The following is a 24,122-nucleotide window of genomic DNA, read 5'->3' on the forward strand; positions in this document are numbered from 1 at the left end:
GTCTCCGCCGCGCACCCGTTAAATTTTTCCAATACATTACATAGCTGGTGCGCGGTGCACACCCTACCAACTACCAACTTATTACTCAGCGGTGCACTTTGTAGGGTGTGCACCGCGCACCGATTAAATATTTGTCTCCGCGGCGCACCCGTTAAATTTTTCCAATACATTACATAGCCGGTGTGCAGTGCACACCCTACTCAAATGCCAACACTCCCCAAAGTCACAGCCACAGAAGCCGCCTTAAAACTAATAGACTACCTCAAAACCCAGCACGGAGAATTGATGTTTCACCAATCCGGCGGCTGCTGCGACGGTAGTTCTCCCATGTGCTATCCCAACGGGGAATTAATCGTCGGCGATGGCGATGTATTGCTGGGAAAACTAGACGGTTGTCCCTTTTATATTGCAGCGCAGCAATACGAACATTGGCAGCACACGCAGTTAATCCTAGACGTAGTACAGGGGCCCGGAGGCAGCGATTTTTCCCTGGAAGGGCCCGATGGAGAGCGTTTTATTACTCGTTCTCGCTTGTTTGTCAATGTTGATTAATTCTGTTTTGCCTCTTGTTTGCACGAGTTAAATTTTATTTTGATTGAACCGCAGAGGCCGCAGAGGGCGCAGAGATAGGACTTACCCTGGTAGTCAGAAACCGGGTTTTTTACCAATATCTTTCGTCGCCGCCACAAGATTAAGCAAAAAACCCGGTTTCTTGGGCATTTATGCGTAAGTCCTAAGAGAAAGAGAACCGATAAAAATCTTGTTTATGTTGACAAGATAGGCGTTTTTTTAATGTATTTTGTCTAGGGCAAACGCATTTTCTCAATAAAGGAGATACTATCAAAAACGCCGTTTAAAAAAGCTTGAGTGCTGCGAACTCGGTGGTTTTCGCTAAGTAATGTCATTGTTTCCATAAAGGTAATCAGGACGTTATCTTCAGTTTTATTCGCCCGAAAGCAAACGGTTTCCTGGCCAGCATCCCAGGCGATCGCCGGAAAATCAGAATAACTGCTAGAATACAGTTTCAAAATCCGTTGTTCAAACTCTCCTTGAAAATTAAGCTGGACGCGAGAACCGTCTGAGTATTCATAATTGTTAACTTGATGGTACTGATTTCCTTGAATCCAGATGGTAAAATTACCCTTGAGTTCCATCTCTCTTTCTTAGCGACGACCAACTTTCTGACTAATTTCTCGGCTGCTACGTTGATATAGCAATCCTAAATCATTTGCATAATTCTTGTAGGGGCAAACCCCCCGTGGTTGCCCGATAGAGAGGGTAGGCACGCACCATCCACTACCCCTACAAATTGGGAGTCTTTTAGTTTGGAAGTTTTCCAGCGCTTCGGGAATATTTGCACTATTTGCGAGATGTTTTGCTAAATACAGGCCATCTTCCCAACCTGATGTCATTCCTCTGGCGCGCGTGGAACTTTTAGCGTGGGCTGCATCTCCAATTAAGATAACACGACCGTTGTAGATTTTTGGTAGGGGGTCAATGTCATAGGAAAAACGACAGACAATATTTTCTAGAGGCGTTGATTCTATTAGTTTTCGGGCATCTTCTGGGAGTTTTGCTAGTTCTTCGGGAGGAATAGTAATATTAGTAGGTTGCAGTTTTCCGATTTCGGATTCAGTGCGCTCTTTTTCAATAAAGAAACCCCAATGAGTGCGACCTCCACCGATGTGAAAGAAGTTGGAATAAATTCCCCGACTCCGTACATAAACAAAAAAGTTTCCTTCGGGACAAAAGCTGTTATCTTCGACTATTCCCCGCCAGACGACATCGCCTAAATAGAATAGTTCTACGTTGGAAAGTATAAATTGACGAACTTTTGAGAGAATGCCATCGGCACCAATTAATAGATCGCCTTACCATTTTGTGCCATCTTTAAAGTGGGCGATCGCACTTTTGTCGGTTTGGGCGATCGATGCCAATTCTGCATTAAAATGAATACACTCGGGGGGGAAATCGTCGAGGATTGCTTCTAATATAGCTTTGCGGTGTACCAGCATTGCCGGGACTTCGTTTTCTTCGTAGGTGACGTGCTCGGAATTGATGACACCGCCGCGCAGGTTGCGAAACTCGAATAATTTAACTCGATCGCCCGAGTTAATGATTTTTTGGGTAATTTGAGCGTTGCCTTGATGCAGTGCTTCCATACCTTCTTGCACGATCAGAATACCGCAGCCATCGGTACGCGGATAGGGTGCTTTTTCAAACAAGTCAACTTTAAACCCTTGTTGAATCAGCAGAATTGCCAGATAAGCTCCTGATGTTCCTGCGCCGATGATACCTATCCTGGTGTGGGACGGAACCATTTATACTTCTCCTGATTTTAAGATTGCGATCGCTCCTCAATCAATATTATAATTACATAAAATAAGATTGGGGCTAGGTCTGGATGGGCGATCGTTTTCTGCAAGCTTCGCTAACGAGCTTTTGCTGATAGCGACTGGTTTCAAGCAGCCGCTAAAATCAGTATCGGAAGCGAGCCAGGATTAATAATTAATATCATGTCAGATCTAACGACCATATTGGTTTGTAGTGAGGATTTTAGTCAGCATCAAAGAGAGGACTGAAGTCCACACTACGAACCGTTACTGACTGTTGTCAATCGACCGGACATAATATAATGATCGGTTGAAAAGTATCGCACTCAAAACTTAAGGCTGGTTTAAGCTTTAGGACTGGTAATTAAAGCCAATTCAATTTTCTCATCAGGCTTTTGAGTGACTTTTGCGTCCAAACCGGGGCCAAAAAATTTAGCTATTTTTTCTTGCTTTTCTTCCCAGAGTTCGATCGGCAGCAGCGGCGAATAAAAGTCTAGAATTAACGCATAAGCACCATCAACATCAACTTCCCGCAAGCTTTGGAGGAGGGGGCGTTCCTCATCTGTCGGGGCCAAGCCCAAGCGTTCCAGAGCGTCATCTAAGTGGGCGGGTTGGCCGTAGCGAAATCGGGTGATATCTTTGCGGACTTGGTTTTGAGTATCCGTGGCCTGACTTTCTCGCAGCAGGAGAACTTCAGGAGAAGTCGGTTCGGCGAACTCCACTGGTTCGAGTTCCGCCGCTTTCAGGGCCAAACCTCCCAGCAACAGGGGAATTCCATAAAAAAAACCGGCTAGATTGAGGGTAGCTTGGTCGGTGAAGTAGGCATAGAACCCGACTACTGCTAAGATACCGCCCACCACTAAGGCTAGGCTTGCTAAAGAAATTTTACGTAACATATTAGTGAGGTAAGTAGCTGAAATCAACAATATACTTTAATTATTATCGGGCAAGAAGTCTTGAATAAATTTAGTTTTTTTGTCAAAATACTCGCCAAAACTGCTAGCATCTATGAGAGCGGGTTCTCTGTGCATCCACAATCTTGTCTCTAGCTTCAAAAAACTATCCCGCTTGGACTCGCCGCGGCGCCACCGATCGAGATCCTGGTTAATTGCGGGGCGTTGGTTCCAGAAGGCGATCGAGATCGGCAGTATCATCAAATTATAGAGAGCGACGATCGCGATCGACGCTCTTGCCCTTTCAACCAATTTTAGGACATGATTAAAGACGAAGACAAACAGACTGCGGTCGCCAACAAGTCTGTTCTCGACCAGATTAACTCGCTCAAACGCGAAGATGAAAGGCTTTATAATATTTTAGCGATCGATGTCTGGGCCCTAGCCAAGACAATGGATGAATATCAACCGGGATTTTGGGCTGCTTTCATGAAAAACCGCGAGAAGGCTCTGAAGCGATTTTTAGCTGAAATGATGAAAAACAAACCCGCAGATAGCAAACGTCCGCCTTTTCTGCGCTGAAGTTTTGATGTACAATCAAACTATAACACAGACTCAAAAAGCCTGAGCGCGTTCCTCACTTTTAATATAAAAATAGTGCAGGATTGGCGCCCAAAGGTACGTCGGTGAATTAAGAATCCCCGTCTGTTCGTAGGGGGGAAAGTCAAATATTTTTGTTAATACTAGCCAAGGCAAAAAACAATGGATGCACAGACAATCAAAGAGCGCGTAGCAGCAATCGAGATCAAGCGGGAATCCCTCGTGCGGCTGCTAGATCGATCGGACTTGGGAGCCCTGAGAATTGATGTCAGTCAGGCGATCGAGGAAATTGATGATTTGTTGGAAGAGTTTAAGCGCACTTTTGACAGTTAGTCAATAGTCATTAGTCATTGGTCATTAGATCGTAAGCTGTTTTGCATTTAATTGGTACCGTTGGGGCTAACAGGATGCGATCGGTGTCAACTTAGCATTTAACCCGCAGTCCGCCAGGGACTAAAGTCCCTGTCTAATAGCGAAAGTCCTCGCTATGAGGACTGAAGAACTCATCAGTCCTCATAGCGAGGACTTTTGCTTTGAGGCAGGGGTTTTAACCCCTGCCGGACTGTGGGAAAGCGCGTTCTTTAGTTGGAACTAATGACAAGATACTCATCCCACAAAAGTTTCAATAAAAACAACTGTGAAAATTAGATGCGCGACAGCTTAACCAATGACCAATGACCAATGACCAATGATTAATTCATCGCCATGTCCATCAAAATCTGCTGAGAGCTCACTTCTGGGTTATTAGCAGGCGGGCGCCGCTGAGAATAGTGTCCCCCAGGCTGCAAATCCCAAGCTTGACGGTTGTCCGCCAGCATCACACCCAAAATTTCTTGCAACTCCATTACTATAGTCGGATCTTCCACTTGGACGATCGCCTCAACCCGCCTGCTAAGATTGCGCTGCATCCAGTCAGCAGAACCAATATACACCTCTTCGCTGCCACCGTTGAAAAAATAAAACATCCGCGAATGCTCTAAAAATTGGCCGATAATACTGATAACTCTGATATTTTCGCTAACACCTTCAACGCCCGGACGCAAACAGCAAATCCCGCGAATAATCAAATCAATTTTAACTCCCGCTTGCGAAGCTTCGTACAAAGCAACAATAATTTGAGGGTCAACTAAAGCATTCATTTTAGCGACTATTCGGCCGCAGCTACCCATGCCGCTTTCGGCATTCAAGCGGCAGAATTCGACCTCGCGGCGGATTAATGCTAAAAATCGATCGCGCATATTGACCGGCGCCACCAACAATTTACGATAAGTTATCTGCCGCGAATAACCAGTTAAATAATTAAACAAGTCAGTCAAATCCGCACCCAAATCCTCGCGACAACTTAACAAACCGACATCCGTATACAGTCCAGCCGTTTTCGGGTTGTAATTTCCCGTGCCGATGTGGACGTAGCGGCGAATACATTTGTCCTCGCGGCGCACTACCATCACAATTTTGGTGTGGGTTTTGAGTCCCACCAAACCGTAAACAACGTGAACTCCCGCTTGTTCTAACTTGCGAGCCCAAAGAATATTATTTTCTTCGTCAAACCGGGCTTTGAGTTCGACTAAAACGGCTACTTGCTTGCCGTTTTCCGCTGCTTGAATTAAGGCGCTGACGATCGGCGAATCACCAGAAGTGCGGTATAAAGTCATCTTAATCGCTAACACCGAGCGATCGTGCGCCGCCTCAGTAATAAACCGCTGCACCGTCGCCGCAAACGAGTGATAGGGATGGTGCAGCATCACATCTCCCCGGCGGATAGTCGTGAAAATATCCTCGCCCTCGTCAACATGGGAAATGGATTTGTCTACCATCCTGGGCGGTTCCGAGTTCCGCAAGCGCGGCGGCACAACCGGAGTCCACGGGGGGTCTTTGAGTTCCGGCACAGGCAACCCCACAAAGGACATCAAATCCTTGAGGCCTAGCAGCCCCTCCACCGCGTAAACATCCTGCTCGCCGAGATCCAACTCGTCCATCAGCATATCTCGCAGTGCAGGCGGCATAATCGCTTGAATTTCCAGGCGCACGGCAGAACCTGCAAACCGGCGCTTGCGGAGTTCCTGTTCGATCGCCAGCAGCAAATCATCTGCCTCATCTTCCTCCACAGTCAAATCGGAATTGCGAGTAATCCGAAACGGGTGATATTCCTGAATGTCCATCCCCGGAAACAAAGCCTCTAAATTGTGGGCGATTACCTGTTCTAAAGGTACGCCCGTCCACACCGGAATTTTGCCTCTTTGCTGCCACTGTAAATCTGCCGGTAAGGGCAAAAATCTGGGCAAGACTTGCGGTACTTTGACGCGCGCAAATAGTTCTTCGCCGGTGTCCGGGTCTCTGACAACTACTGCTAAATTGAGGCTGAGATTCGATAGAAATGGGAATGGATGACTGGGGTCAACTGCTAGCGGTGTGAGTACGGGAAATACTTGTTCTTTGAAGTAGCGGTGCAAGTAATTTCGCTGTTCTTGATTGAGGTCGATGTAGTCGAGAATGTGGATGCCGCTTGCTGCTAATTTTGGCCGCAAAGTTTGCTCAAAATACGAGTGTTGCTGAGTCACCATCGGTAAAAGCCGCTTGTTGATGGCATCTAGCTGTTGTTGGGGGGTACTGCCATCGGAGGTCAATTTGGTGACTTTTGCTTCTACTTGCTGTCTGAGTGCAGCCACTCGCACCATGAAGTATTCGTCTAGGTTTGAGCTGAAAATAGCGAGAAATTTGAGTCTTTCGAGGAGGGGCGTGCGGGGATCTAGGGCTTCGTGGAGCACGCGGTTGTTGAATTCTAGCCAGCTTTGTTCTCGGTTGAAGTAGTATTGGGGGTCACTGAGGTTGATTTCGGTGTAGGTTTTGGCTGGGGTCTTTTTTTGCTTGGACATGGTTTCCGGGAGTCTTGCGGGGAGGCTCGGTTGTATCTTTACCCTTAGTATTGCAGTAGTATTGCGGTAGCGGCGCAGTAGCGGGTGATTGAAATCGCGACTTGATAGAGTAGCGGGCGATTGAAATCGCGCCGACACAAACAAAACCCGGATGGTGCGCGGGTTGAAGAAATTAAAACTCTTGTGGGGCGATGCTCCTAGCCCGCCCCGGAGTTGCCCCGGAGTAGCGGGCGATTGAAATCGCGCCGACACAAACAAAACCCGGATGGTGCGCGGGTTGAAGAGAATATGTCATTGCGCGCGAAGCAAAGCAATCGCAGAGCCCACACAACAGAGTGACAATCCCAACATCACGCACCAATCCCCCGAATCCAATCCTGCACCGCATCCAGCAAATCCTCTCCATCCGCGGCAAAACCTGTTAGCGGCAATTCCAGCGGTGTATGGGTAATCCAGGCGATATGAATACCCATGTGAGAGTCGGCGAGTTTGCGGGTGAAAGACGAAAGCGCATTTTCGCACGGACACGAGTGCAAAATTAAGGCGATGTGCTGTTTTTGCAGCCGGTTTTTGAGTTGCGGAATTAATCGCTTGAATTCCGGGGCGTTGCGGATGGCGGGGATGTCTGTATCTGCGGGGAAGATTGTTTGATATAGTTGGGTACAGAGTTCTTGGGCGATCGGGCTTGTATCGGTTTCGCCTTCTAGGGCGCGAATGTTGAGAGGCGCGGGGAAGGCTTTATCTGTGGGTTTGAGTTGTTTTAGGAGTGTGGGGATATCTGTATTTTGTCGGTGGTTGTCAGGTATTGGGGAATTGGTAGGTTGGGTGTGCCATGCTTGATAAAATTCTGGGTAAGTCATGTTTTGGGCGCAGTCCCAGATGATCAGACAGCTCTTGTGATAAAGAGTCAAGTCGTTTTCGGAGATTTCGGAAGTTAGGCAATCTTTCAAACCAGAGACTGCGGTGGCTAAGTGTTGACCTTTGATAATTTCCCCTAAGATATCTGCCGCTTGCCACCGGGCAATGTTATCATCTGAATTTCTGATTAAATCGACTAAAGATGCGATCGCAACTACGTTATCTTTGCATATTTTCCCTAAGCTTACGGCCGCTCTCCTCTGGGTATTTTTATCCTGAAAAGTACCGATTAAATCGACTAAAGCTGAGATCGCAACTGAGTTATCTTTGTCGATTTTTCCTAAGCTATCTATGGCACTCCTCCAGGTATTATCATCCTCAGAAGTACCAATCAACTCCACTAAACCGGAGATAGCAACTGGGTTATATCCACCTATTTCTGCTAAGTCTTTTGCTACTTCTATCTGGGTATCTTCATCAATCTGAGAAGTACAAATTAACTTCACTAAAGCGGAAATCGCCCTTTCCCTATCCGTTTCTTTCAGAACTTCCCTTGCTCCCTCTGCAATTGGAGCAAGACATCTCCACCACTCCTGTTGTTCCTCATCAAAATAACCAAATCCCCACTTAATAATCTGCGACACAATCTCATCAGCAAGACTACAATCCTTAAACTCAGCAATCCCCGCAGCCGCGAGAAAATACGCCCGATATCCATAAAATTCACCACACCCATCCTCAAACTCAACCAACGCCTCGATAAACCCTTCCTTCTCCTCCTTCCCTACCTCCTCACGCCCCAACCACAGCAAAATCACCTCCTTCCACTGCTTCTCAAAAATGCGATATCGAGCATCAGGATGCTGCGGATTCCCAGGAAAATGATTCAAAAAAAAGTGCCAATCCTCAACCGCCAACGCCGCAAAATATTCCTGAAAAGTCGGATGATAAAAAGCATAAATCCCTTCCGCCGTCTCCGCATCCCTCGCCACCAAATTCAGCCAACCCAAACGACAAGCCAACTCAAACTGCGATGCACCCATCACCCGATATCCCACACTTTCACGTAACTGAAACCGTGACGTTTCATTTAACATCCCTGAAAGTGCCAATTTCCCCAAAGCGGCATTCAAATCCTGCTGCTGACTCCAATTCAAGTGCGGTTTTTTCCACTGATATAAAGTAGTCACAAACCGCTGATAAAGCTTAGCCTTAGTATCTGGTAAATCACCATCCAAGGATTGCCAAGTGCCGCACAGCAGCGAACATCTCAGGGGATTTTTTACTAAGTCTCGAATTCGCTCTTTTCCCAGTGATGCTAATGCTTCGCGTAGCTGCGCGGAGGGCGGGCACAGGGGCACCGCCCCTACATTGAGGGGATTCGTAGGGGCGGTGCCCCCGTGCCCGCCCTCTTCCCCGTGCCCGCCCTCTCCCCCGTGCCCGCCCCTGGGGGTTCCAAACCACTTATCAATGAACATCTCCACTTGTTCGGGATAGGAAAATTCCAGGGTGCGATAAGTATCAAAAGTATCCAACGCAGAGCCGATCGCATCCCAGACATTCTGCCGACAACTTAACACAATCCGCGCCCTTTGAATACAGCCGCCCGTTCTAATTTGCCGCTGAATTTCCGCCAAAGGATTGCCATCACCCGCAGCCATCTCATCCGCGCCATCCAACACCAACCAAACACGACTAGCATTAAACTGTGCCAAAAAATCATCCTTAATATCCGCCGTCGCCTCAGCCTTCCCAGCCCTCTTAATAGCCGCCAGCAGCCAACTATCAAATAAATAGGTTTCTAATTCCTTCCTCTGCAAATCCGCCAAGGATATCCAAATAACAATCGCCTCCGAAATTTCAGCAGCCACCCAATTAGCAATCCGCCGCAACAGCGTTGTTTTTCCCGCCCCCGGTTCCCCAATAATTCCTAACCGCTTCCCATTGCTTTTCGGGCTACTTCCTTGTCGCAGCACTTCCTCGAGAAACTCGCTATGTTCAAAGGTTTGAGTAACTTCCTTTTCCCGGTACAAATCCGAACCTTCCTCCGCCGCCAAATCCTGGCGCTTGTCAGGTACTTTGTGCCTTTCCACCAATCCCAGCGGCACATAAACATCATCTATTTGATGGTTGCCAAAAGTTAGCCGATCGCTACTAAGTCGCTGCTGTTCTTTCTCATCTAAAATCTGCTGACAAATACTCTGCCAGTCAATCGGTTGGTAAACAATCCGGCTCTTTTCCACTATCTCCTGAAGCCAAGCATACATTTCTTGGGTTCTGATATCGATCCGCGTTAAACTCTGCCCGGTAAAAATCTGAAAAACCTTTTCATTTTCCTTGATTTCCTGAGCAAAGTATGCTGAGACTAAGGGAAACAAATCTTGCTCTAACTTTGTTTTGTAGGGTGCGACATCGCAATTTTCCAGAGCAAGTTCCAGCAGCTTTTGGTTAACTTCTGCTACCCGATTCTGCTTTAACTCATCTGTGGCAGTCAGCAGCAATTCTATTTCATCTAAACCCTCAATCGGAATCCCAGACGGGACTGTTTCTTTATCGACTATTTCCAATTCAGATTTTAACTGCTTAATCTTCTTATCGAGCCATTCTAAATCAGGACGGTGTTGAGGTAAGTAAATAACGATTCCTTTAGAAGCCCTACGAGATGGCTCAACCAATTCTTTATGGCATTCTGAGGCGATTTGTTGTTGAGCTTTCAAGAAAGAACGTTTCAGCGCTTTTTCTAAATCGTGATTGACTATTTTCCCGTTTCGTGATACTTTTTTGATTCCCTTCAAATAGAGGTGCTTTGCTGCATCATTGGCTTGAGTCCCCAATATGGCTTGCCACACGACTGTGAAAAGTCCTCCCAATAACGCAGCATCTAGCATTTGACAGTTCTCCTAATTTTAGGCTCTAGGGGGTTAGTTTGATTGTAGGCGATCGACTTTATTTGCGATCGATCGCATCGGTGCGTCGCTTTGAGGTTTTCGATATGCAAGGCGAGGGATTCTTCGCAGGCGACACACCCTAGGATTACTCCAAGCGGGTTATTTTAATGATAGGCGATCGAGTTTGGTTGCGGGCGATCGACCTATGCTGCAATCATCACACCAAAGCTTCGATCGGCACATCAAAAGTCGATCGCTATCACATTAGAATTTAAGCAAAACCTTCAACTACTTTTCCATGATGACCACAAAATCCTCAATCAGCACATCAAAAGTGCGGGCCAACTTGTACACTGCCGCAAAGTCAACCATCGCCATCCCCTGAGAGCGCGCATAATTGCTAATCGTACTGTACCCCACGCCCGATCGCTCCGCTACTTCCTTCAGCGTCCATCCCTTCTCGGCCGCCAACTCTCGAACCCGCAGCCTGACTAAGCCTTTACTCATAATAATAAACTATTTACAAAATTTTGGATTTAGTATAATATAGCAAAAAGCGATCGCCCCCGGTCAGTCGATTTTAGATTTTAGATTTTAGATTTTAGATTGACTCTAAAGATGAATCTGGGATCTGAAACGTTGGTGTAAAATTTGGGGCCGCTTACGGCAGAAGTCGGCGCTTATATCCGTTTGGCGGCAAAGTCAGCGAAACTAAAGGCGATCGCCCGTTATAATTAATCCCGACAGACAATTTCTGTCGCTCGCACCCAGCAGATAGATTTACAAACCACCAGATGCACCTACAATGAGATCAGAAAATCAGTTAAGATCGTCCTGGGCGATCGGCCCCTCAAAAATTATTCACAAATCGTTGACGGTCAATCCGCGATCGAGATTTGTCACCGAAGAAACAGTCGCACTTTTGTTCAACATCACACCCGACCAAATTTACCGAATCGAATGCTGTCACAACATGGTGTACGTACACGCCAAAGGCCTCAGCAGGTTTGTCAGCTACGCCGATTTCCCCCCAATCAAAGAAGTAAAACCGGCCTGCACCCAAGACTATCTCGGCTGGTACAAACGCTGGAAACGCACCCAAGCACCAGAATTTTGGACTAAATTTTATACGTACAACTTCAAAGCCGCTGTTTCAGTTGACAGCTTGCACGAGTGGGGTAAATTAGTCGCTACAGTTAAATCGGTAATTTCTGCCTCAGCACTGCAACAACTACGCGATGTTTACGCTCAAGAAAAAACATTGATGGAAAGTTTCTAAAGCAGGTGGATTTACCTCGATTGTTCCCTACCAGTAAATGTAAGGTGGGGAGCATCTCAGTACCAGTAAATGTAAGGTGCGCAATGCGCACCCTACGAGATAGAGATTATGCTGAGAACTCTTTAAGCTGTTGCGGCCTTGAAATTGTGTATGTCAAGAAATAATTAAACTCTTGTGGAGTGGGCTTCTAGCCCGCTCCGAATATGCAATTTAAATGCGCAATAGCTGATTGATTATCTTCCAACTCCCACATATTGGAAACCAGCCGCTTCTAAAACCTTCTTATCCAAGAAATTGCGGCCGTCAATCATCACTGCATGAGCCATCAACTTCGCCATTTTATCGTAATCTAAATTGCGAAACTGTTCCCAGTCAGTCACTAACACCAAAGCATCGCAACCGTCGGCCAACCTTTCCGGATCGGTTTCTACCAAAACACCGGACAAACCGTGACGCAGCCCAGTTTGAGAAACAATCGGATCGTAAGCTTTAACTTTCGCTCCCAACCGGTTCAAATTCTCGATTAAATTCAGGGAAGGAGCATCCCGCAAATCGTCAGTATCCGGCTTGAAAGTCAAACCCAAAAGTCCGACTGTTTTACCTTTGAGAATTTTCAAAACTTGCTGCAACTTTTCAATTGCAATCAATCGCTGGCGTTCGTTCACTTCCACCGCCGCTTTCAGCAAATGCGCTTCATAGCCGTAATCGTCAGCAGTGTGAACTAATGCCGAAACATCTTTGGGGAAACAGGAACCGCCCCAACCGATACCAGCTTGTAAAAACTTGCTGCCAATTCGCGAATCTAAACCGATACCTTTCGCTACTTGGGTAACATCTGCACCAACTCGATCGCAAATATTAGCAACTTCATTAATAAAGCTAATCTTAGTAGCCAAAAAAGCATTAGCTGCGTACTTAATCATCTCCGCCGAACTGATATCAGTCATCACCACAGGTACCGCAGGCAAAGACGGATTTTCTGCAAACTTGCGATCGACAATTGGCCTGTATAATTGTAGCATCAGATCCATCGCCCGCTGAGAGTTGCTGCCCAGAACAATGCGATCGGGATTAAACGTATCGAAAACAGCGCAGCCCTCCCGCAAAAACTCCGGATTGCTAACCACATCAAATTGCACGCCAGTTTTTGCTGCTACTTCCTCACCCGTAACGCCCTCACCGCTTTGAGCTTTTTGACGTTCAGCCAAACCGTCTAATACAATCCTCCGCACCCAATCTCCCGAACCGATGGGTACAGTTGATTTGTTTACGATCACTTTGTAATCGCCATCGAGGTGAGCACCAATGCCGCGCGCCACCGCTTCCACGTAGCGAGTATCGCTTTCCCCAGTAGGCAAAGGAGGCGTCCCCACAGCAATAAATAAAATGTCCCCGTGAGCGACTCCTGCTGCTAAATCCGAAGTAAATTCTAGATTTCCCGATTGAGATGAAGAGGACATTAATTCCGACAGTCCTGGTTCAAAAATAGGCGACTGTCCCGATTTCATTAATTTAACTTTTTCTTCGTTGTTGTCTACACAAATCACTTGGTGGCCGATGTGGGCCAAGCAAGTGCCGGTGACTAAGCCAACGTATCCTGTACCGATGACGCAAACACGCATATAAATCTCCTCTAAGTTAATAAACAGTTGACAGTTGACAGTAAACAGTTGACACGAAGATCGATGTGAAGAAGATCGATGTGAAGAAGATCGATGTGAAGAAGATCGATGTGAAGAAGGAAGAAGGAAGAGTTGACAGTTGACCCGGAGACAGTTGACGATCAAAAATCTTCAATCCTCAATCCCCAATCCTTGCATCCCAAATCCCAAATCTAAAATCGTTTGACAGTTGACCGCTTAACAGTTGACAGTTAAGAGTTGACAGTTGTTATTAGTCAGAGGGCAGAGGGCAGATTGAGGAAGTCAAGCGTGAAGTCGGAAGAAGTAAGAAGTAAAAATTCTCCCCCTCTCCCCCTCTCCCCCTCTCCCACTCTTCCCCTCTCCCCTTCTCCCCCTCTCCCCCTCTCCCCCTCTCCCCTTCTCTACTTTTGGTTTCCTTCGATGCGATCGCGAAAATCTTTGACAGTCAAATCTAAACCTTTATCCAGCGGCACAGTTGGCTCCCACCCCAACCAACTTTTAGCAAGAGTAATATCCGGTTGTCGCTGTTTTGGATCGTCTTGCGGCAGCGGTTTAAAGATAATTTCCGCCCCTGGATTAATCATGTTTTGAATTTTCTGTGCCAGTTCCAAGATAGTGTATTCGCCGGGATTCCCCAAATTCATCGGCCCGATTTCGTCGCTATTCATCAAACGAATAAATCCTTCTACCAAATCAGAAACGTAGCAAAAACTCCGCGTTTGAGAACCGTCGCCGTACACAGTCAGCGGTTGATTTCGCAAAGCTTGGACAATAAAATTGCTGACAACTCTGCCATCATTTTCTAACATCCGGGGGCCGTAGGTATTAAAAATTCGCACAACTCGAATGTCTACCCCATTTTGGCGGTGGTAGTCAAAAGATAGGGTTTCAGCTACTCGCTTCCCCTCGTCGTAACAACTGCGAATTCCGATACAATTAACGTTGCCGCGATAGTCTTCTGTCTGCGGATGCACATCCGGATCGCCGTAAACTTCTGATGTGGAAGCCAGAAAAAATCTTGCTTTTACCCGTTTCGCCAATCCCAGCATATTTAGCGTCCCGATGACATTTGTTTTAATTGTCTTGACGGGGTTGAACTGATAGTGTACTGGCGAAGCCGGACAAGCCAGATGGTAAATCTGATCTACCTCTAACCGAATCGGTTCCGTGATGTCGTGGCGGATCAGCTCAAAATAGGGGTTGTCCATCCATTTGAGGATATTGCGCTTAGTCCCGGTATAAAAGTTATCCAGGCAGACTACCTCGTGTCCTTGGGCCATTAAGCGATCGATCAGATGGGAACCGATAAAACCCGCACCGCCTGTGACTAAAATTCTCATGGGGGAAACTGCCGTTCTGTTTAGAGGGTAAGACTGTGGTACAACAATTCAGTCGATCGAATCAAACTTGCTAACAGAATAACAAAATTTGCACCGACAATGTAAAGACTTATCCGCAACCTGCATCAAATCTTTAATTAACTTAGCATTGTCAGATATATGCAACAGAGTGCGATCTACACTGGAGCTAACCTAGTTAATTTTACTTACACTTCTATAATTACGAATAATTACGAAAAAATACTGTTGACATTATCTCCAAAATGACTATATAGCTCTTCTCAGATAGGTGAGGTACGTTGTTGGGCTTAAGCCCTATACGTTTAGCGTTATATAAGCTATCAGTCATACCTCATTTTTTTGAGAAAGGCTATATAATTATATCTCTTATTTTTGGGTAAAAATATTAGTTAGCAAACATTAGTTATCAAACAAAAGATAAAGTCCTTACTACAAGCCTAATAAGGACTAAAGTCCTTACTACAAACCTAAGATCGCGCTGGTGACTCGTTCTAAATCTTCTTCAGTTAAATTAGAGCCAGAAGGCAAGCAAAGACCCTGCTCAAATAACGCTTCTGCAACTTCACCTCCGATACATTCACACTCAGCAAATACTGGCTGCAAATGCAAAGGTTTCCAAACCGGACGCGCTTCTATTTTCTCCTTCGCAAGTGCGAGGCGAACTTGTTCTCGATCGGCACCGAAAGCAGCAGGATTAATTGTCAAACAAGTCAGCCAGCGAGTAGCGCGTCCGAAATCAGCTTCCGGCATAAATTCGATTCCCGGCAGATTTCCCAAAGCTTGTTTGTAAACCTCAAAATTGTGCCGTCTCGCCTGAACTCGATCGCCCAAAACGCGCAATTGACCGATCCCAATTCCTGCTAAAACGTTGCTGAGGCGGTAGTTGTAGCCGATTTCGGTGTGTTGGTAATGAGGAGCCGGATCGCGAGCTTGCGTCGCCAAGAAACGGGCTTTTTCTACCAGTTTTTGGTCGTCTGAAACTAACATTCCGCCGCCGGAAGTGGTGATAATTTTATTGCCGTTGAATGAAAAAATGCCGATTTTGCCAAAAGTTCCCGGAGAACGGTTTTTGTAAGTAGCTCCTAGGGATTCTGCCGCATCTTCAATTAGCGGTATTCCATAGTCATTGCAAACTGCTAAAATAGGGTCAATATCGGCACTTTGACCGTAGAGGTGCACGATCGCCACAGCTTTGGGCAACTTTCCTAATTTGGCTCGTTTGTCCAGGGCTTCTCGCAACAATTCGGGATTCATGTTCCATGTAGTGCGATCGCTATCAATGAAAACAGGTTTTGCGCCTAAATAAGTAATCGGACTAGCAGTAGCAATAAACGTCAGAGTCGAGCAAAAAACCTCATCGCCAGCACTGACACCAATTAATTGTAAAGCTAAATGTAAAGCCGCTGTCCCTGAACTCAGAGCAGCGGCGTGACGGGAACCGACTACATCGCAGAATTCCCGCTCGAAGGCATCGACATGGGGGCCCACGGGGGCGATCCAGTTGGTGTCAAAGGCTTCTCGGACGAACTTTTGTTCGAGTTCGCCCATGTGCGGCGTTGAAAGGAGGATTTGTTTGGTCATATTATCTAAATTATTTTATGCTTTGCTGCGAACGGTGACAAGGCGATCGCATTTGAAAGAGGTGATATTTCCTTGCACGGTTAACCAACTAGGATCTGGTTCCTCTCCATTAGCCCAAGCGATTAGCGCCGCCGGAATATTTGCACCGGCCATCTGGGAAAATGGGTAGCCGCCACCAAAACGCGGGTTCAATTCCAGCACGCACAAACCTTGTTGGCCCACAATTACGTCGCAGTCCAGGTTGCCAATATGACCCAGTTTTTGACCTATTTTCTCACCCAGTTGTTTCAGTTCTTGATTTTCGAGTGTCACCGCGCGATCGGTTTCTCCGGCTCCCATGGTCAGCTTGCGCTTGACAAAAGTCGTGATGTATGAACCATCTAAGTTATTAATAATATCAAGACCGTGTTCTTGTCCGATTAATCGCTCTTGAATTAAGATACACCGATCGCGATCGGAGGAGCTTACTTCTGCCAAGAACGATTTCATAATCGATTTTTTAACAAAGCGATAAGCTAATTCCAATTCTTCATCATCCTCAGGATATTCAATCCCAATGGATGCACTTCCCCAGCGGGGTTTTACTACTAAACGAAAGGTGATTTCTCCTCGCTCAATAGCTGCTCGTGCTTCAGCGAGTGAAAGATAAGTTTCTGGGGCAGAAATACCTATATTTCGTAAAAATTGAAATGTGGCAAACTTGTCAAAACAAATATCAATAACTTCGGGAGAGGAAACAACTGGAATCGTTCCTATGGTGAGAAAGCGATCGCGTTGTTTCGCCAGGTAAGGCAATTCTAGATCGTTCAGCGGTATGAGCAAGCGTACTTGTTTTTGCTGACAGATATCCAGCAGCTTCTCGAAGTATTCGCTGCGATCGATACGCGGCAACAAAAAACTTTCATCAGCTTCTTGTAACGTCGGCGCTTCTATGGTAGCATCACCAGCAAATACTTTTCCTTGATTGCCTAGTGCTTCTTGGAAGAATTTCAACAGGTAGTTGCGGCGTCCCGCACAAGTCAAGAATACATTCATATTTTTACCTGTTACAAAATATAAGTAGAAAACACATTCTGAGAAGTTTCTCGCCGTCTGATTAGTTTATACTCGTCCTGGATGGAGTCATAGCTAATAATGGGCGGATTGGGGCGAATAAATGGTGGCTTGAAGACTACAGTATAAGCACCCATATTCTCAACAACTGTATAATCTCCTATACCTATTTCTCCCGAATAGTCCTTGTATAAACAATCATGCTCCATACAAGTATATCCCACTATGTCCACCGGCCCTGCAAGTTTTCTTTGAGCGCTATTTTCCTCGTCTCTGTAAACTCGCAACGACAGATTTTTATCAGTCCCGGTTGGCTTAACGTTGTGGACGCTACCGACTACTAGGGCAATTTGGCGCGATCGCACTTTTTTTAATCCCACAACTTTAGCCACAAAATTCAACACATCGGATACAATGGCTACTCCAGGTTCAATAATTAATTCGGGACCAGAATTACCGGGATATTTGCTTTGTAATTGCGGCGCAACTGCGGCGGCGTATTCCTGATAGTTGGGAATACAGCCATCAAATTGACTTTTTAAATCATCGGTCATTTTTCCGTAAAAACCACCGCCGATATCAATAAATCTTGGTTGTTTATCCTTGAAATAATAATCGGTTAGTTCGATAATTTTCTGAGTGCGACGTGCGTAGGAGTCCGTGCTTCTTGCCGATGTAGAAATATGACAATGCAGTCCATCAACATCACAATTACTTAATTCTGTCAGTCTTTGGAAAGCGCGATCGAGTTCGCCTCCAGCTACATCAAACCCAAATCTAGATATGCGACTGGTGTCAATCTCAAAATTACATCTCAAACCAACAGCTATGTTTTGTTCAGGCAATCTTTGTGCCAAAGCTTCGACTATTTCTACTTCTTCTAAGGATTCCAAGTTGACTGTAGAACCTGCCAAAATAGCTTTCTCTAGGTCTTCTGGATGCTTCAGCGGGCCATTAAAAATAATTCTGGTGGGAGGTACGCCAATACTTATGGCTAAGTCATACTCCATTTGGGAAACAACTTCTGCGTACCCTCCCATAGAATGCACGGTTTGGCATAGCTTGGGAATATAATTAGTCTTGTAAGAATACCCCTGGTTGGTATTGGGATAAAACGAGGGAAACCTGGAGCAAATCTTTATAGTTAGTTTCAAATTGTCTGAGATCCAAAATAAAAAAAGAATCGCCGTATTCTTTTTCTAATCTGTGAAGTGTTTGCCAACAGAGTTGCATTTTTCTAGCCTTATAACGTGACTCTATAGCTATAAAAATTTTGTGGCTGGGAAAAGTTATTTCTTACAAACCACGTATAACATTCCGTTAAGTTGCTTTTTCAATAGTTCTTCACCAGAAGCAGCCATTTCTCCTTGGTTAACTTGCTCCGCAGAACCAAGAGAAACTACTTCAAAACCAACTTCTTCGCAAATCTCGCAAATCTCGTCAATTTTATACCAATAGGTATAAGGGCCTTTATCAACAAGAGCCGCCCAGTTTGGTTTATCGTTATGCTTCAGCCAGGACATAGATTGCATTGTTCGATTCGAGCCGATCGCTTTCCTCAACAAAGATAGATACCATAGATATGGTATCTATCCTATATTTTTAACTCGGCAATCAAAACAAAGGAAGGAGAATAAAATATAGCCTCCTTTCTTTAAAATACGGTGAGCTTCCTTAAAGGCATTCAATCTTCCCAAGTCATCTTGGATGAAACAGATAATTTGCTGTAAATATATTGCTTGCTCGAAACTACTATCTTCGTAAGGTAGATTTGTGGCATCCTGTACTTCAAAGGAAAGACCATTGTTTCCTGCTCTCTGTTGTGCTACTTCGATCATTTCGGGAGCGCAATCAAATCCAGAAAGAGATGTAAATCCTAATTTTTGCATCTCTATCAAAATTCTTCCCCCTCCCGTTCCTGCCTCAATTGTTTTTCCTTGTTTCTCCAAATATTTTTGAATCAGATATTTTTCTTCAATTTTTAACTCTTCTAAATAAGCCCATTTGGTAAACTCTACGTTGCTGAAAACATTCACATTCTCTAGCATAATTTTCCTCACTACAATTCGAGCGTTTTAATTACCACAAAGATAATTCACAGCATTTCTTGCCCAATCCCCCACTCAAGAGCTACGGTGTACGCACAAGTCGAGTTGGAAATCACATGACGGAAAACAATGAAAATTTATATTTTAAATCCTTGATTTACCTTAACCCTTGTCAATAAACTAAAACTATTGACAAGTATCTGGATCGTCTAAAAACCTTGCCTACTCAGGGTTTTATCTGACACAGCAAGGTTTTGGTAAGTTGTGTGTACGCGGTAGCACTCAAGAGGAGGATTAATTTCCCATAAAATCTTCCACTGTGACATGATTAGCTTGGCTAATCCCTTCTTTTTTAACTACTTTCCATACTGTCAGGAAAAGTATTTTCAGGTCAAGCCACAAACTCCAATTATTCACATACCAAACATCCAATTTGAATTTTTCTTGCCAAGATATGGTATTGCGCCCGTTAATTTGCGCCCACCCTGTAATACCGGGCATCACGTCATGGCGACGTGCTTGTTCGGGACTGTAGCGCTCTAGATATTCTACGATTAAAGGACGCGGCCCAACAAAACTCATATCGCCCTTAAGAACGTTCAAAAGTTGAGGGAGTTCGTCAAGACTGGTTTTCCGCAGAAATTGACCGATCGCAGTCAGGCGCTTTTCGTCGCTTAAAAGGTTCCCATCGGCATCGCGATCGTTAGTCATGGTGCGAAACTTATAAAAGGTAAAAATCTGACCATCTTTACCGGGACGTGGTTGGGTGAAAACAATTGGTGTACCCATAGGCAGGGAGATGGCGATCGCCACAAATAAGATAAAAGGAGAGAACAGCACGAGGGCGATCGCAGCAAACAGGCGATCGCATACAGACTTAACCAATCGGCTGATTGTTTTAATGATAACTAATTCATTAAATTCAGCAATCTGCGAGTGGGGTTTTACGAAATGTACTTTAGAGATACTCATGATTGATAAAATTTAGACCAGTAAAAATGCGAAACAACAACACTTAATAATAGAAGCCCTGACTGCTGCCGAATTAAGGCTTCAGACACATATTTTTTTCAGATTCAAGGATCGAAACTAATAAATAGACATATTGCAGTGTCACTGTCTGAATTACTAGCAATTTAATTCTGCTCTTTGAGCCCTATTTGTTTGTCACTTTATTCTATTTGTCCGTTTGGGTAATCGTGGATTTACGCACGGTACTTTGTTATATATATTTGCACGAGCAGAGTTCACGGGGTGATAAAATTGGTTAACTTTACAGAAAATTTAAAAAAAATCGGAGTTTTATAAGTTTTTCGTAAAAATTATATTGAGCTCATGTACGCTGGCATCGAAAAATTAACAGCATATATAAGTAGATCTACGTATTTGATGGCAAATCGGTACGATCTTCTAGCCCGTGGCACAGAGAGGATGGTGCCACGGGCTGCGTTTGTGTGGTTTGGCCTCTTTCAGGCGATCGCGCTTTGTGCAGTAAAGTCTCCGCAAAAGGTCAAATACCAAAGCTTATAAGTCAATACGGTTCAATTAACACTATTTATGCCCTGGAGATCCCCTCGCATCCCCCTTAGGATCGGGGGACGAAAGAGAGCATTCTTGTCCCCCCTTTTTTAAGGGGGGTTAGGGGGGATCTCTCTTAAGTTAACGGTATTGGCTTATAAGTAACTCCACAAAAAAACATAACACCGAGAAACCGGGTTTCTCGGTGTTATCATATCCGGTAGCTTCATCCCTCATTGGATTCGAGATGAGTAGGTTCAGCGTACTCTAACCGTACAAAGACTGTACCCATTCCCATTCTTGCCTCAACCCTTCCCTCAAAGAAACCTGGGCCTGATATCCCAAGATTTTCTGAGCTTTTGATGTGTCAGCGCTAGTATCTCGCGCATCTCCTTTGCTCGATTCTAGGTAATTGATGCGTATAGGGCGATCGACAATGCTTTCCATAGTCTGAATAACTTCCGCCAAAGCAACTCGACTTCCCCCTCCAATATTAAATATTTCCCCGACAGCTTCCGGCACTTTAGCGGCAGCTAAATTAGCGGCAACGCAATCGCTGATAAATGTGAAATCTCGCGTTTGCTGTCCGTCTCCGTAAATTGAAATCGCTTCCCCGCGCAAAATTGACTTGAAAAATATGTGAAATGCCATATCGGGACGCTGGCGAGGCCCGTAAACAGTGAAATAGCGCAGCATGGTTGCGGGAACGCCGAAATTGTGATAATAAAGCGAAGCCAAACGTTCAGCGGCTAATTTGGTAATGCCGTAGGGAGAAACTGGTTGAGGACAGGCAGTTTCGGAAGTAGGAAAAGTTTCAGCATTGCCGTACACCGACGACGACGAAGCCAATACAAACTTTTTCAGTTGCGGTGCATCTTTTGCTGCTTCTAAGAGTACCTGAGTTGCATTGATATTGCGATCGGTATAGCTGCGGAAACCGTATCCCCAACTAGCACGGACTCCTGCTTGGGCTGCTTGGTGGTAAATGACTTCTGCATTGGCTAATAGCGGTTTCCAATCCAAAGATAGGATATTGCCCTCAATTAGTTTAAAATTCGGATTTTTTTCAAAATGAGCGAGATTTTTTCTCTTCAATTCGGGATTGTAGTAATCGTTGACTTCATCAACTCCGATTACTTGTTCACCTTGGTTTAAAAGAGTTTCGACTAAGTTAGAGCCGATAAAACCAGCCGCGCCTGTAACAATATTACTCATGGGTTGATTGTTGATTCTTGATTGTTGACTTCAGCATATAAAGCCTCGTATTGCTTTCAGGATATGTGGCAGGTCATAATTAACCATATTTTCTCGTCCGCCCTTGCCCATATGTTGAGCTTCCTCTGGATGGTCTAAAATCCAGGTCATTGCTGATGCTATTTCGTTGATATCTCCCAACTTTACCAGCAAACCATTGCCATTTTCTAATAAATCACGAGTGCCTCGAATTTCTGTACCGATGACGGGGACTTCGATGCAGAAAGATTCCATGACGCAATTAGGAAGCCCTTCTTGAGAGGAAGCAATCAGAGTAGCTACCGAGGCACGCATCAAAATGGGGATATCTCGCCGCAAGCCCAAAAAATGTACTTGCTTTTGAATTCCTAATTCTGATGCTAGTTCTCGCATTTCCTCCAAAATTATGCCATCTCCGACCAAAGCTAAGTGTACTTGAGGTCGAGCTAGTTGGGCAAATGCCTTGAGAATATTGCCAGGGCGCTTGCGGGGAATAAATTCAGCCACCGACAAGAATAAAGGGTTTTCCGACCCTAGTCATGGGCTGGAGATGAAACATCGGGGGCAACGACGGGGGATTGCCTCTAGGAAATGCTAGAAATAGAGTTGCTGAGTTTTTGCCACCTGTACCAGTTGGGTCAGTATTGTGCAAAAAGTGGGTGCGATCGCCCGATCGCACTTGGTTTAAGCTAAGACAGAAAGGGCGATCGCAGCCATACCTCGCTAGAATTAAAAGTGGAATTATAGTAAAATTATAGTTAGCAGTACGATCGGCTAAAAAGGAAGGATTAAACTGTGCAACTAGAAGAATACTTCAACTTTCTAGCACCTGATGACATTCGCCTGAAAGATTCGCGGATTGGAATTGAAACTATCCTGTACGAGTACATTTATCGTGCTCGCACCCCAGAGGAAATTGCCAATATTTACACTTCGCTGAGTCTCGAACAAGTTTATGCGACCATTCTGTATTATCTTCACAACAAAGAATCTGTGAGCAATTACATCGCTGACTGGTTGGAATGGGGACGCAGAATGCGAGAGGAACAGCAGCGAAACCCGTCGCCTGCGGTGCGGAAACTGATGCAGTTAAAGGCAGAAAGAGAAGGCAAAAAGGCGAAAAATGCTCAGATATCTCATGGATGAAAATGTTAATCCAGTTTATATTAACCAACTGCGCCGGCGGGAATCAGATTTGATAATTCGGGCTGTGGGAGAACCGGATACTCCTCACAAAGGTACTTTTGCTTAATAAAGAGGAGGAGGAGTGAAAACAATCGAGGAAATTCGCCAACAACTTCAATCCGGGGAGTTAGAGGTAAGTGTTCATGCTTTGAGACGGATGGTAGAACGTAACATCAGTGAAATAGAAATCAGACAGGTGGGAGAAAATGCTATAATTATAGAAGACTATCCAGATGATAAATATTCGCCAAGCTGTTTAGTCTTAGGATTTACCACAGAAGGAAAAGTTTTACACGTACAGGTTTCTCGAAAAGAATCAGATAGTCTCAAAATAATTACCCTTTATGAGCCTGATGCAAATCAGTGGATTAACTACTCGCAGCGGAGGTAAAAATGTTTCAGTGTCATGTTTGCGGTTCCACAGAGGCACAAGAAAATTTGGTTGATGAAGTGTTTCGAGTTAATGGTAAACTGTTTGTTGTTGAGAAAATTCCAGCTACAGTTTGTTCGCGCTGCGGTGAAGTAACTTTTAGTATGGAGAGGGGTGAAAGAGTCCGCAAAATGCTAAACGGAGATAGCAAACCTGTCAAGTCGATCGAAGTGGACGTTTTTGCTTATTGAGCAAACGTAGGGACACGACACTGCCGTGTCCCTACAATCGGATACGATCGACCAGGATTCGGTATGAATAGTAGCACAAGAGAAGTTCGATCGCCCTTGTGTGAAAAACAGCAAGGTACGCGCGTGCGTAGCTATCCTGTAGGGAATCGCCA

27 protein-coding genes are annotated in these 24,122 nt (G+C 45.1%); 9 read left to right on the top strand and 18 right to left on the bottom strand.

From position 1 onward, the window contains the following. Window positions 1-204 precede the first annotated feature (204 nt). Window positions 205-552: a DUF779 domain-containing protein gene (locus tag JGK39_RS16315; protein WP_293246388.1), complete on the top strand. Its 348-nt coding sequence runs from the start codon at window positions 205-207 to the stop codon at window positions 550-552. 251 nt (window positions 553-803) lie between these two features. Here JGK39_RS16315 and JGK39_RS16320 read toward each other — a convergent pair whose 3' ends face one another. The 5 genes from JGK39_RS16320 to JGK39_RS16335 all read right to left on the bottom strand — a co-directional run bounded on the left by JGK39_RS16320 (window position 804) and on the right by JGK39_RS16335 (window position 3,538). Beyond that, a complete protein-coding gene (locus tag JGK39_RS16320) occupies window positions 804-1,154 on the bottom strand; it encodes a hypothetical protein (RefSeq protein WP_293246391.1) in 351 nt (116 codons plus the stop codon). A gap of 9 nt (window positions 1,155-1,163) precedes the next feature. Next, window positions 1,164-1,859: an FAD-dependent monooxygenase gene (locus tag JGK39_RS33605; RefSeq protein ID WP_366515998.1), complete on the bottom strand. Its 696-nt coding sequence runs from the start codon at window positions 1,857-1,859 to the stop codon at window positions 1,164-1,166. A 12-nt stretch (window positions 1,860-1,871) separates the two neighbouring features. Further along, on the bottom strand, window positions 1,872-2,321 hold the full coding sequence (locus JGK39_RS16325; RefSeq protein ID WP_293246394.1) for an NAD(P)-binding protein: 450 nt from the start codon (window positions 2,319-2,321) through the stop codon (window positions 1,872-1,874). 356 nt (window positions 2,322-2,677) lie between these two features. Further along, window positions 2,678-3,229 carry a DUF2854 domain-containing protein gene (locus JGK39_RS16330; RefSeq protein WP_293246397.1) on the bottom strand — a complete coding sequence of 184 codons (552 nt, stop codon included), beginning with the start codon at window positions 3,227-3,229 and terminating at the stop codon, window positions 2,678-2,680. 36 nt (window positions 3,230-3,265) lie between these two features. After that, complete coding sequence (locus tag JGK39_RS16335) at window positions 3,266-3,538, bottom strand: hypothetical protein (protein ID WP_293246400.1); 273 nt, start codon at window positions 3,536-3,538, stop codon at window positions 3,266-3,268. Between the two features lie 9 nt (window positions 3,539-3,547). Between JGK39_RS16335 and JGK39_RS16340 the strand changes: the two genes are divergently transcribed. Further along, window positions 3,548-3,808, top strand: coding sequence for a hypothetical protein (locus JGK39_RS16340; protein WP_293174481.1), 261 nt, complete (start codon window positions 3,548-3,550; stop codon window positions 3,806-3,808). A 180-nt stretch (window positions 3,809-3,988) separates the two neighbouring features. Next, a complete protein-coding gene (locus JGK39_RS16345; protein WP_293246403.1) occupies window positions 3,989-4,159 on the top strand; it encodes a hypothetical protein in 171 nt (56 codons plus the stop codon). A 359-nt stretch (window positions 4,160-4,518) separates the two neighbouring features. On the opposite strand, the gene ppk1 is transcribed toward JGK39_RS16345, so the two are convergent. The 3 genes from ppk1 to JGK39_RS16360 all read right to left on the bottom strand — a co-directional run bounded on the left by ppk1 (window position 4,519) and on the right by JGK39_RS16360 (window position 10,955). Then, the gene (gene ppk1 / locus JGK39_RS16350) at window positions 4,519-6,702 is read right to left on the bottom strand and encodes a polyphosphate kinase 1 (protein WP_293246417.1); all 2,184 of its coding nucleotides are present in this window, start codon (window positions 6,700-6,702) and stop codon (window positions 4,519-4,521) included. A gap of 350 nt (window positions 6,703-7,052) precedes the next feature. Further along, on the bottom strand, window positions 7,053-10,448 hold the full coding sequence (locus JGK39_RS16355) for a HEAT repeat domain-containing protein (protein ID WP_293246420.1): 3,396 nt from the start codon (window positions 10,446-10,448) through the stop codon (window positions 7,053-7,055). A gap of 288 nt (window positions 10,449-10,736) precedes the next feature. Beyond that, complete coding sequence (locus JGK39_RS16360; RefSeq protein WP_293246423.1) at window positions 10,737-10,955, bottom strand: helix-turn-helix transcriptional regulator; 219 nt, start codon at window positions 10,953-10,955, stop codon at window positions 10,737-10,739. Between the two features lie 298 nt (window positions 10,956-11,253). Between JGK39_RS16360 and JGK39_RS16365 the strand changes: the two genes are divergently transcribed. Continuing rightward, window positions 11,254-11,727, top strand: coding sequence for a hypothetical protein (locus JGK39_RS16365; RefSeq protein ID WP_293246426.1), 474 nt, complete (start codon window positions 11,254-11,256; stop codon window positions 11,725-11,727). Window positions 11,728-11,960: 233 nt separating this feature from the next. Here the strand turns inward: JGK39_RS16365 and JGK39_RS16370 are convergent, their stop codons facing one another. From JGK39_RS16370 to JGK39_RS16415, 10 genes are all read right to left on the bottom strand, one after another. Then, complete coding sequence (locus JGK39_RS16370; protein ID WP_293246429.1) at window positions 11,961-13,349, bottom strand: UDP-glucose/GDP-mannose dehydrogenase family protein; 1,389 nt, start codon at window positions 13,347-13,349, stop codon at window positions 11,961-11,963. Window positions 13,350-13,771: 422 nt separating this feature from the next. Next, window positions 13,772-14,710 carry a UDP-glucuronic acid decarboxylase family protein gene (locus JGK39_RS16375; protein WP_293246432.1) on the bottom strand — a complete coding sequence of 313 codons (939 nt, stop codon included), beginning with the start codon at window positions 14,708-14,710 and terminating at the stop codon, window positions 13,772-13,774. Between the two features lie 480 nt (window positions 14,711-15,190). Continuing rightward, window positions 15,191-16,312, bottom strand: coding sequence for a DegT/DnrJ/EryC1/StrS family aminotransferase (locus tag JGK39_RS16380; RefSeq protein WP_293246435.1), 1,122 nt, complete (start codon window positions 16,310-16,312; stop codon window positions 15,191-15,193). A 15-nt stretch (window positions 16,313-16,327) separates the two neighbouring features. After that, window positions 16,328-17,347, bottom strand: coding sequence for an ATP-grasp domain-containing protein (locus tag JGK39_RS16385; protein ID WP_293246438.1), 1,020 nt, complete (start codon window positions 17,345-17,347; stop codon window positions 16,328-16,330). Between the two features lie 11 nt (window positions 17,348-17,358). Beyond that, window positions 17,359-18,519: an alanine racemase gene (locus JGK39_RS16390; RefSeq protein WP_293246441.1), complete on the bottom strand. Its 1,161-nt coding sequence runs from the start codon at window positions 18,517-18,519 to the stop codon at window positions 17,359-17,361. Between the two features lie 135 nt (window positions 18,520-18,654). Then, window positions 18,655-18,897: a hypothetical protein gene (locus tag JGK39_RS16395; protein ID WP_293308640.1), complete on the bottom strand. Its 243-nt coding sequence runs from the start codon at window positions 18,895-18,897 to the stop codon at window positions 18,655-18,657. Window positions 18,898-18,954: 57 nt separating this feature from the next. Next, window positions 18,955-19,413 (bottom strand): class I SAM-dependent methyltransferase, encoded by a 459-nt coding sequence (locus tag JGK39_RS16400; protein WP_293246447.1) that lies wholly within the window; start codon window positions 19,411-19,413, stop codon window positions 18,955-18,957. Window positions 19,414-19,707: 294 nt separating this feature from the next. Next, window positions 19,708-20,385 carry a sugar transferase gene (locus JGK39_RS16405; RefSeq protein WP_293246450.1) on the bottom strand — a complete coding sequence of 226 codons (678 nt, stop codon included), beginning with the start codon at window positions 20,383-20,385 and terminating at the stop codon, window positions 19,708-19,710. 813 nt (window positions 20,386-21,198) lie between these two features. Further along, window positions 21,199-22,146, bottom strand: a complete 948-nt coding sequence (locus JGK39_RS16410) for an NAD-dependent epimerase/dehydratase family protein (RefSeq protein WP_293246461.1) — start codon at window positions 22,144-22,146, stop codon at window positions 21,199-21,201. Window positions 22,147-22,176: 30 nt separating this feature from the next. Beyond that, window positions 22,177-22,671, bottom strand: coding sequence for a glycosyltransferase (locus JGK39_RS16415; protein WP_293246712.1), 495 nt, complete (start codon window positions 22,669-22,671; stop codon window positions 22,177-22,179). A gap of 71 nt (window positions 22,672-22,742) precedes the next feature. On the opposite strand from JGK39_RS16415, the gene JGK39_RS16420 reads away from it, so the two are divergent. From JGK39_RS16420 to JGK39_RS16440, 5 genes are read left to right on the top strand one after another with little or no spacing between them, the layout of a single operon-like run. After that, entirely contained in the window at window positions 22,743-22,922 is a 180-nt protein-coding gene (locus JGK39_RS16420; protein WP_293246467.1) for a hypothetical protein, read from the top strand. A gap of 37 nt (window positions 22,923-22,959) precedes the next feature. Beyond that, the gene (locus tag JGK39_RS16425; RefSeq protein ID WP_293177052.1) at window positions 22,960-23,310 is read left to right on the top strand and encodes a DUF433 domain-containing protein; all 351 of its coding nucleotides are present in this window, start codon (window positions 22,960-22,962) and stop codon (window positions 23,308-23,310) included. Continuing rightward, the gene (locus JGK39_RS16430) at window positions 23,288-23,416 is read left to right on the top strand and encodes a hypothetical protein (protein WP_293296847.1); all 129 of its coding nucleotides are present in this window, start codon (window positions 23,288-23,290) and stop codon (window positions 23,414-23,416) included. Before JGK39_RS16425 ends, JGK39_RS16430 begins: the two co-directional genes overlap by 23 nt. A gap of 15 nt (window positions 23,417-23,431) precedes the next feature. Continuing rightward, window positions 23,432-23,740 carry a DUF4258 domain-containing protein gene (locus tag JGK39_RS16435; protein ID WP_293246470.1) on the top strand — a complete coding sequence of 103 codons (309 nt, stop codon included), beginning with the start codon at window positions 23,432-23,434 and terminating at the stop codon, window positions 23,738-23,740. Window positions 23,741-23,742: 2 nt separating this feature from the next. Next, on the top strand, window positions 23,743-23,970 hold the full coding sequence (locus JGK39_RS16440) for a YgiT-type zinc finger protein (protein ID WP_293246473.1): 228 nt from the start codon (window positions 23,743-23,745) through the stop codon (window positions 23,968-23,970). The last annotated feature ends 152 nt before the right edge of the window (window positions 23,971-24,122 follow it).

Origin of the sequence: Microcoleus sp. PH2017_12_PCY_D_A (assembly GCF_020738565.1) — a bacterium.
Taxonomy (GTDB): Bacteria; Cyanobacteriota; Cyanobacteriia; order Cyanobacteriales; family Microcoleaceae; genus Microcoleus.

Excerpts from the sequence above, each read along its gene's own strand:
- JGK39_RS16440 (WP_293246473.1), top strand. The coding sequence starts at position 23,743 with ATGTTTCAGTGTCATGTTTGCGGTTCCACAGAGGCACAAGAAAATTTG.
- JGK39_RS16360 (WP_293246423.1), bottom strand. The coding sequence starts at position 10,955 with ATGAGTAAAGGCTTAGTCAGGCTGCGGGTTCGAGAGTTGGCGGCCGAG.
- JGK39_RS16400 (WP_293246447.1), bottom strand. The coding sequence starts at position 19,413 with ATGCTAGAGAATGTGAATGTTTTCAGCAACGTAGAGTTTACCAAATGG.
- JGK39_RS16370 (WP_293246429.1), bottom strand. The coding sequence starts at position 13,349 with ATGCGTGTTTGCGTCATCGGTACAGGATACGTTGGCTTAGTCACCGGC.
- JGK39_RS16410 (WP_293246461.1), bottom strand. The coding sequence starts at position 22,146 with ATGAGTAATATTGTTACAGGCGCGGCTGGTTTTATCGGCTCTAACTTA.
- JGK39_RS16380 (WP_293246435.1), bottom strand. The coding sequence starts at position 16,312 with ATGACCAAACAAATCCTCCTTTCAACGCCGCACATGGGCGAACTCGAA.
- ppk1 (WP_293246417.1), bottom strand. The coding sequence starts at position 6,702 with ATGTCCAAGCAAAAAAAGACCCCAGCCAAAACCTACACCGAAATCAAC.
- JGK39_RS16325 (WP_293246394.1), bottom strand. The coding sequence starts at position 2,321 with ATGGTTCCGTCCCACACCAGGATAGGTATCATCGGCGCAGGAACATCA.
- JGK39_RS16330 (WP_293246397.1), bottom strand. The coding sequence starts at position 3,229 with ATGTTACGTAAAATTTCTTTAGCAAGCCTAGCCTTAGTGGTGGGCGGT.
- JGK39_RS16340 (WP_293174481.1), top strand. The coding sequence starts at position 3,548 with ATGATTAAAGACGAAGACAAACAGACTGCGGTCGCCAACAAGTCTGTT.
- JGK39_RS16365 (WP_293246426.1), top strand. The coding sequence starts at position 11,254 with ATGAGATCAGAAAATCAGTTAAGATCGTCCTGGGCGATCGGCCCCTCA.
- JGK39_RS16375 (WP_293246432.1), bottom strand. The coding sequence starts at position 14,710 with ATGAGAATTTTAGTCACAGGCGGTGCGGGTTTTATCGGTTCCCATCTG.
- JGK39_RS16320 (WP_293246391.1), bottom strand. The coding sequence starts at position 1,154 with ATGGAACTCAAGGGTAATTTTACCATCTGGATTCAAGGAAATCAGTAC.
- JGK39_RS16315 (WP_293246388.1), top strand. The coding sequence starts at position 205 with ATGCCAACACTCCCCAAAGTCACAGCCACAGAAGCCGCCTTAAAACTA.
- JGK39_RS16355 (WP_293246420.1), bottom strand. The coding sequence starts at position 10,448 with ATGCTAGATGCTGCGTTATTGGGAGGACTTTTCACAGTCGTGTGGCAA.
- JGK39_RS16395 (WP_293308640.1), bottom strand. The coding sequence starts at position 18,897 with ATGCAATCTATGTCCTGGCTGAAGCATAACGATAAACCAAACTGGGCG.
- JGK39_RS16345 (WP_293246403.1), top strand. The coding sequence starts at position 3,989 with ATGGATGCACAGACAATCAAAGAGCGCGTAGCAGCAATCGAGATCAAG.
- JGK39_RS16405 (WP_293246450.1), bottom strand. The coding sequence starts at position 20,385 with ATGAGTATCTCTAAAGTACATTTCGTAAAACCCCACTCGCAGATTGCT.
- JGK39_RS16385 (WP_293246438.1), bottom strand. The coding sequence starts at position 17,347 with ATGAATGTATTCTTGACTTGTGCGGGACGCCGCAACTACCTGTTGAAA.
- JGK39_RS16430 (WP_293296847.1), top strand. The coding sequence starts at position 23,288 with ATGCTCAGATATCTCATGGATGAAAATGTTAATCCAGTTTATATTAAC.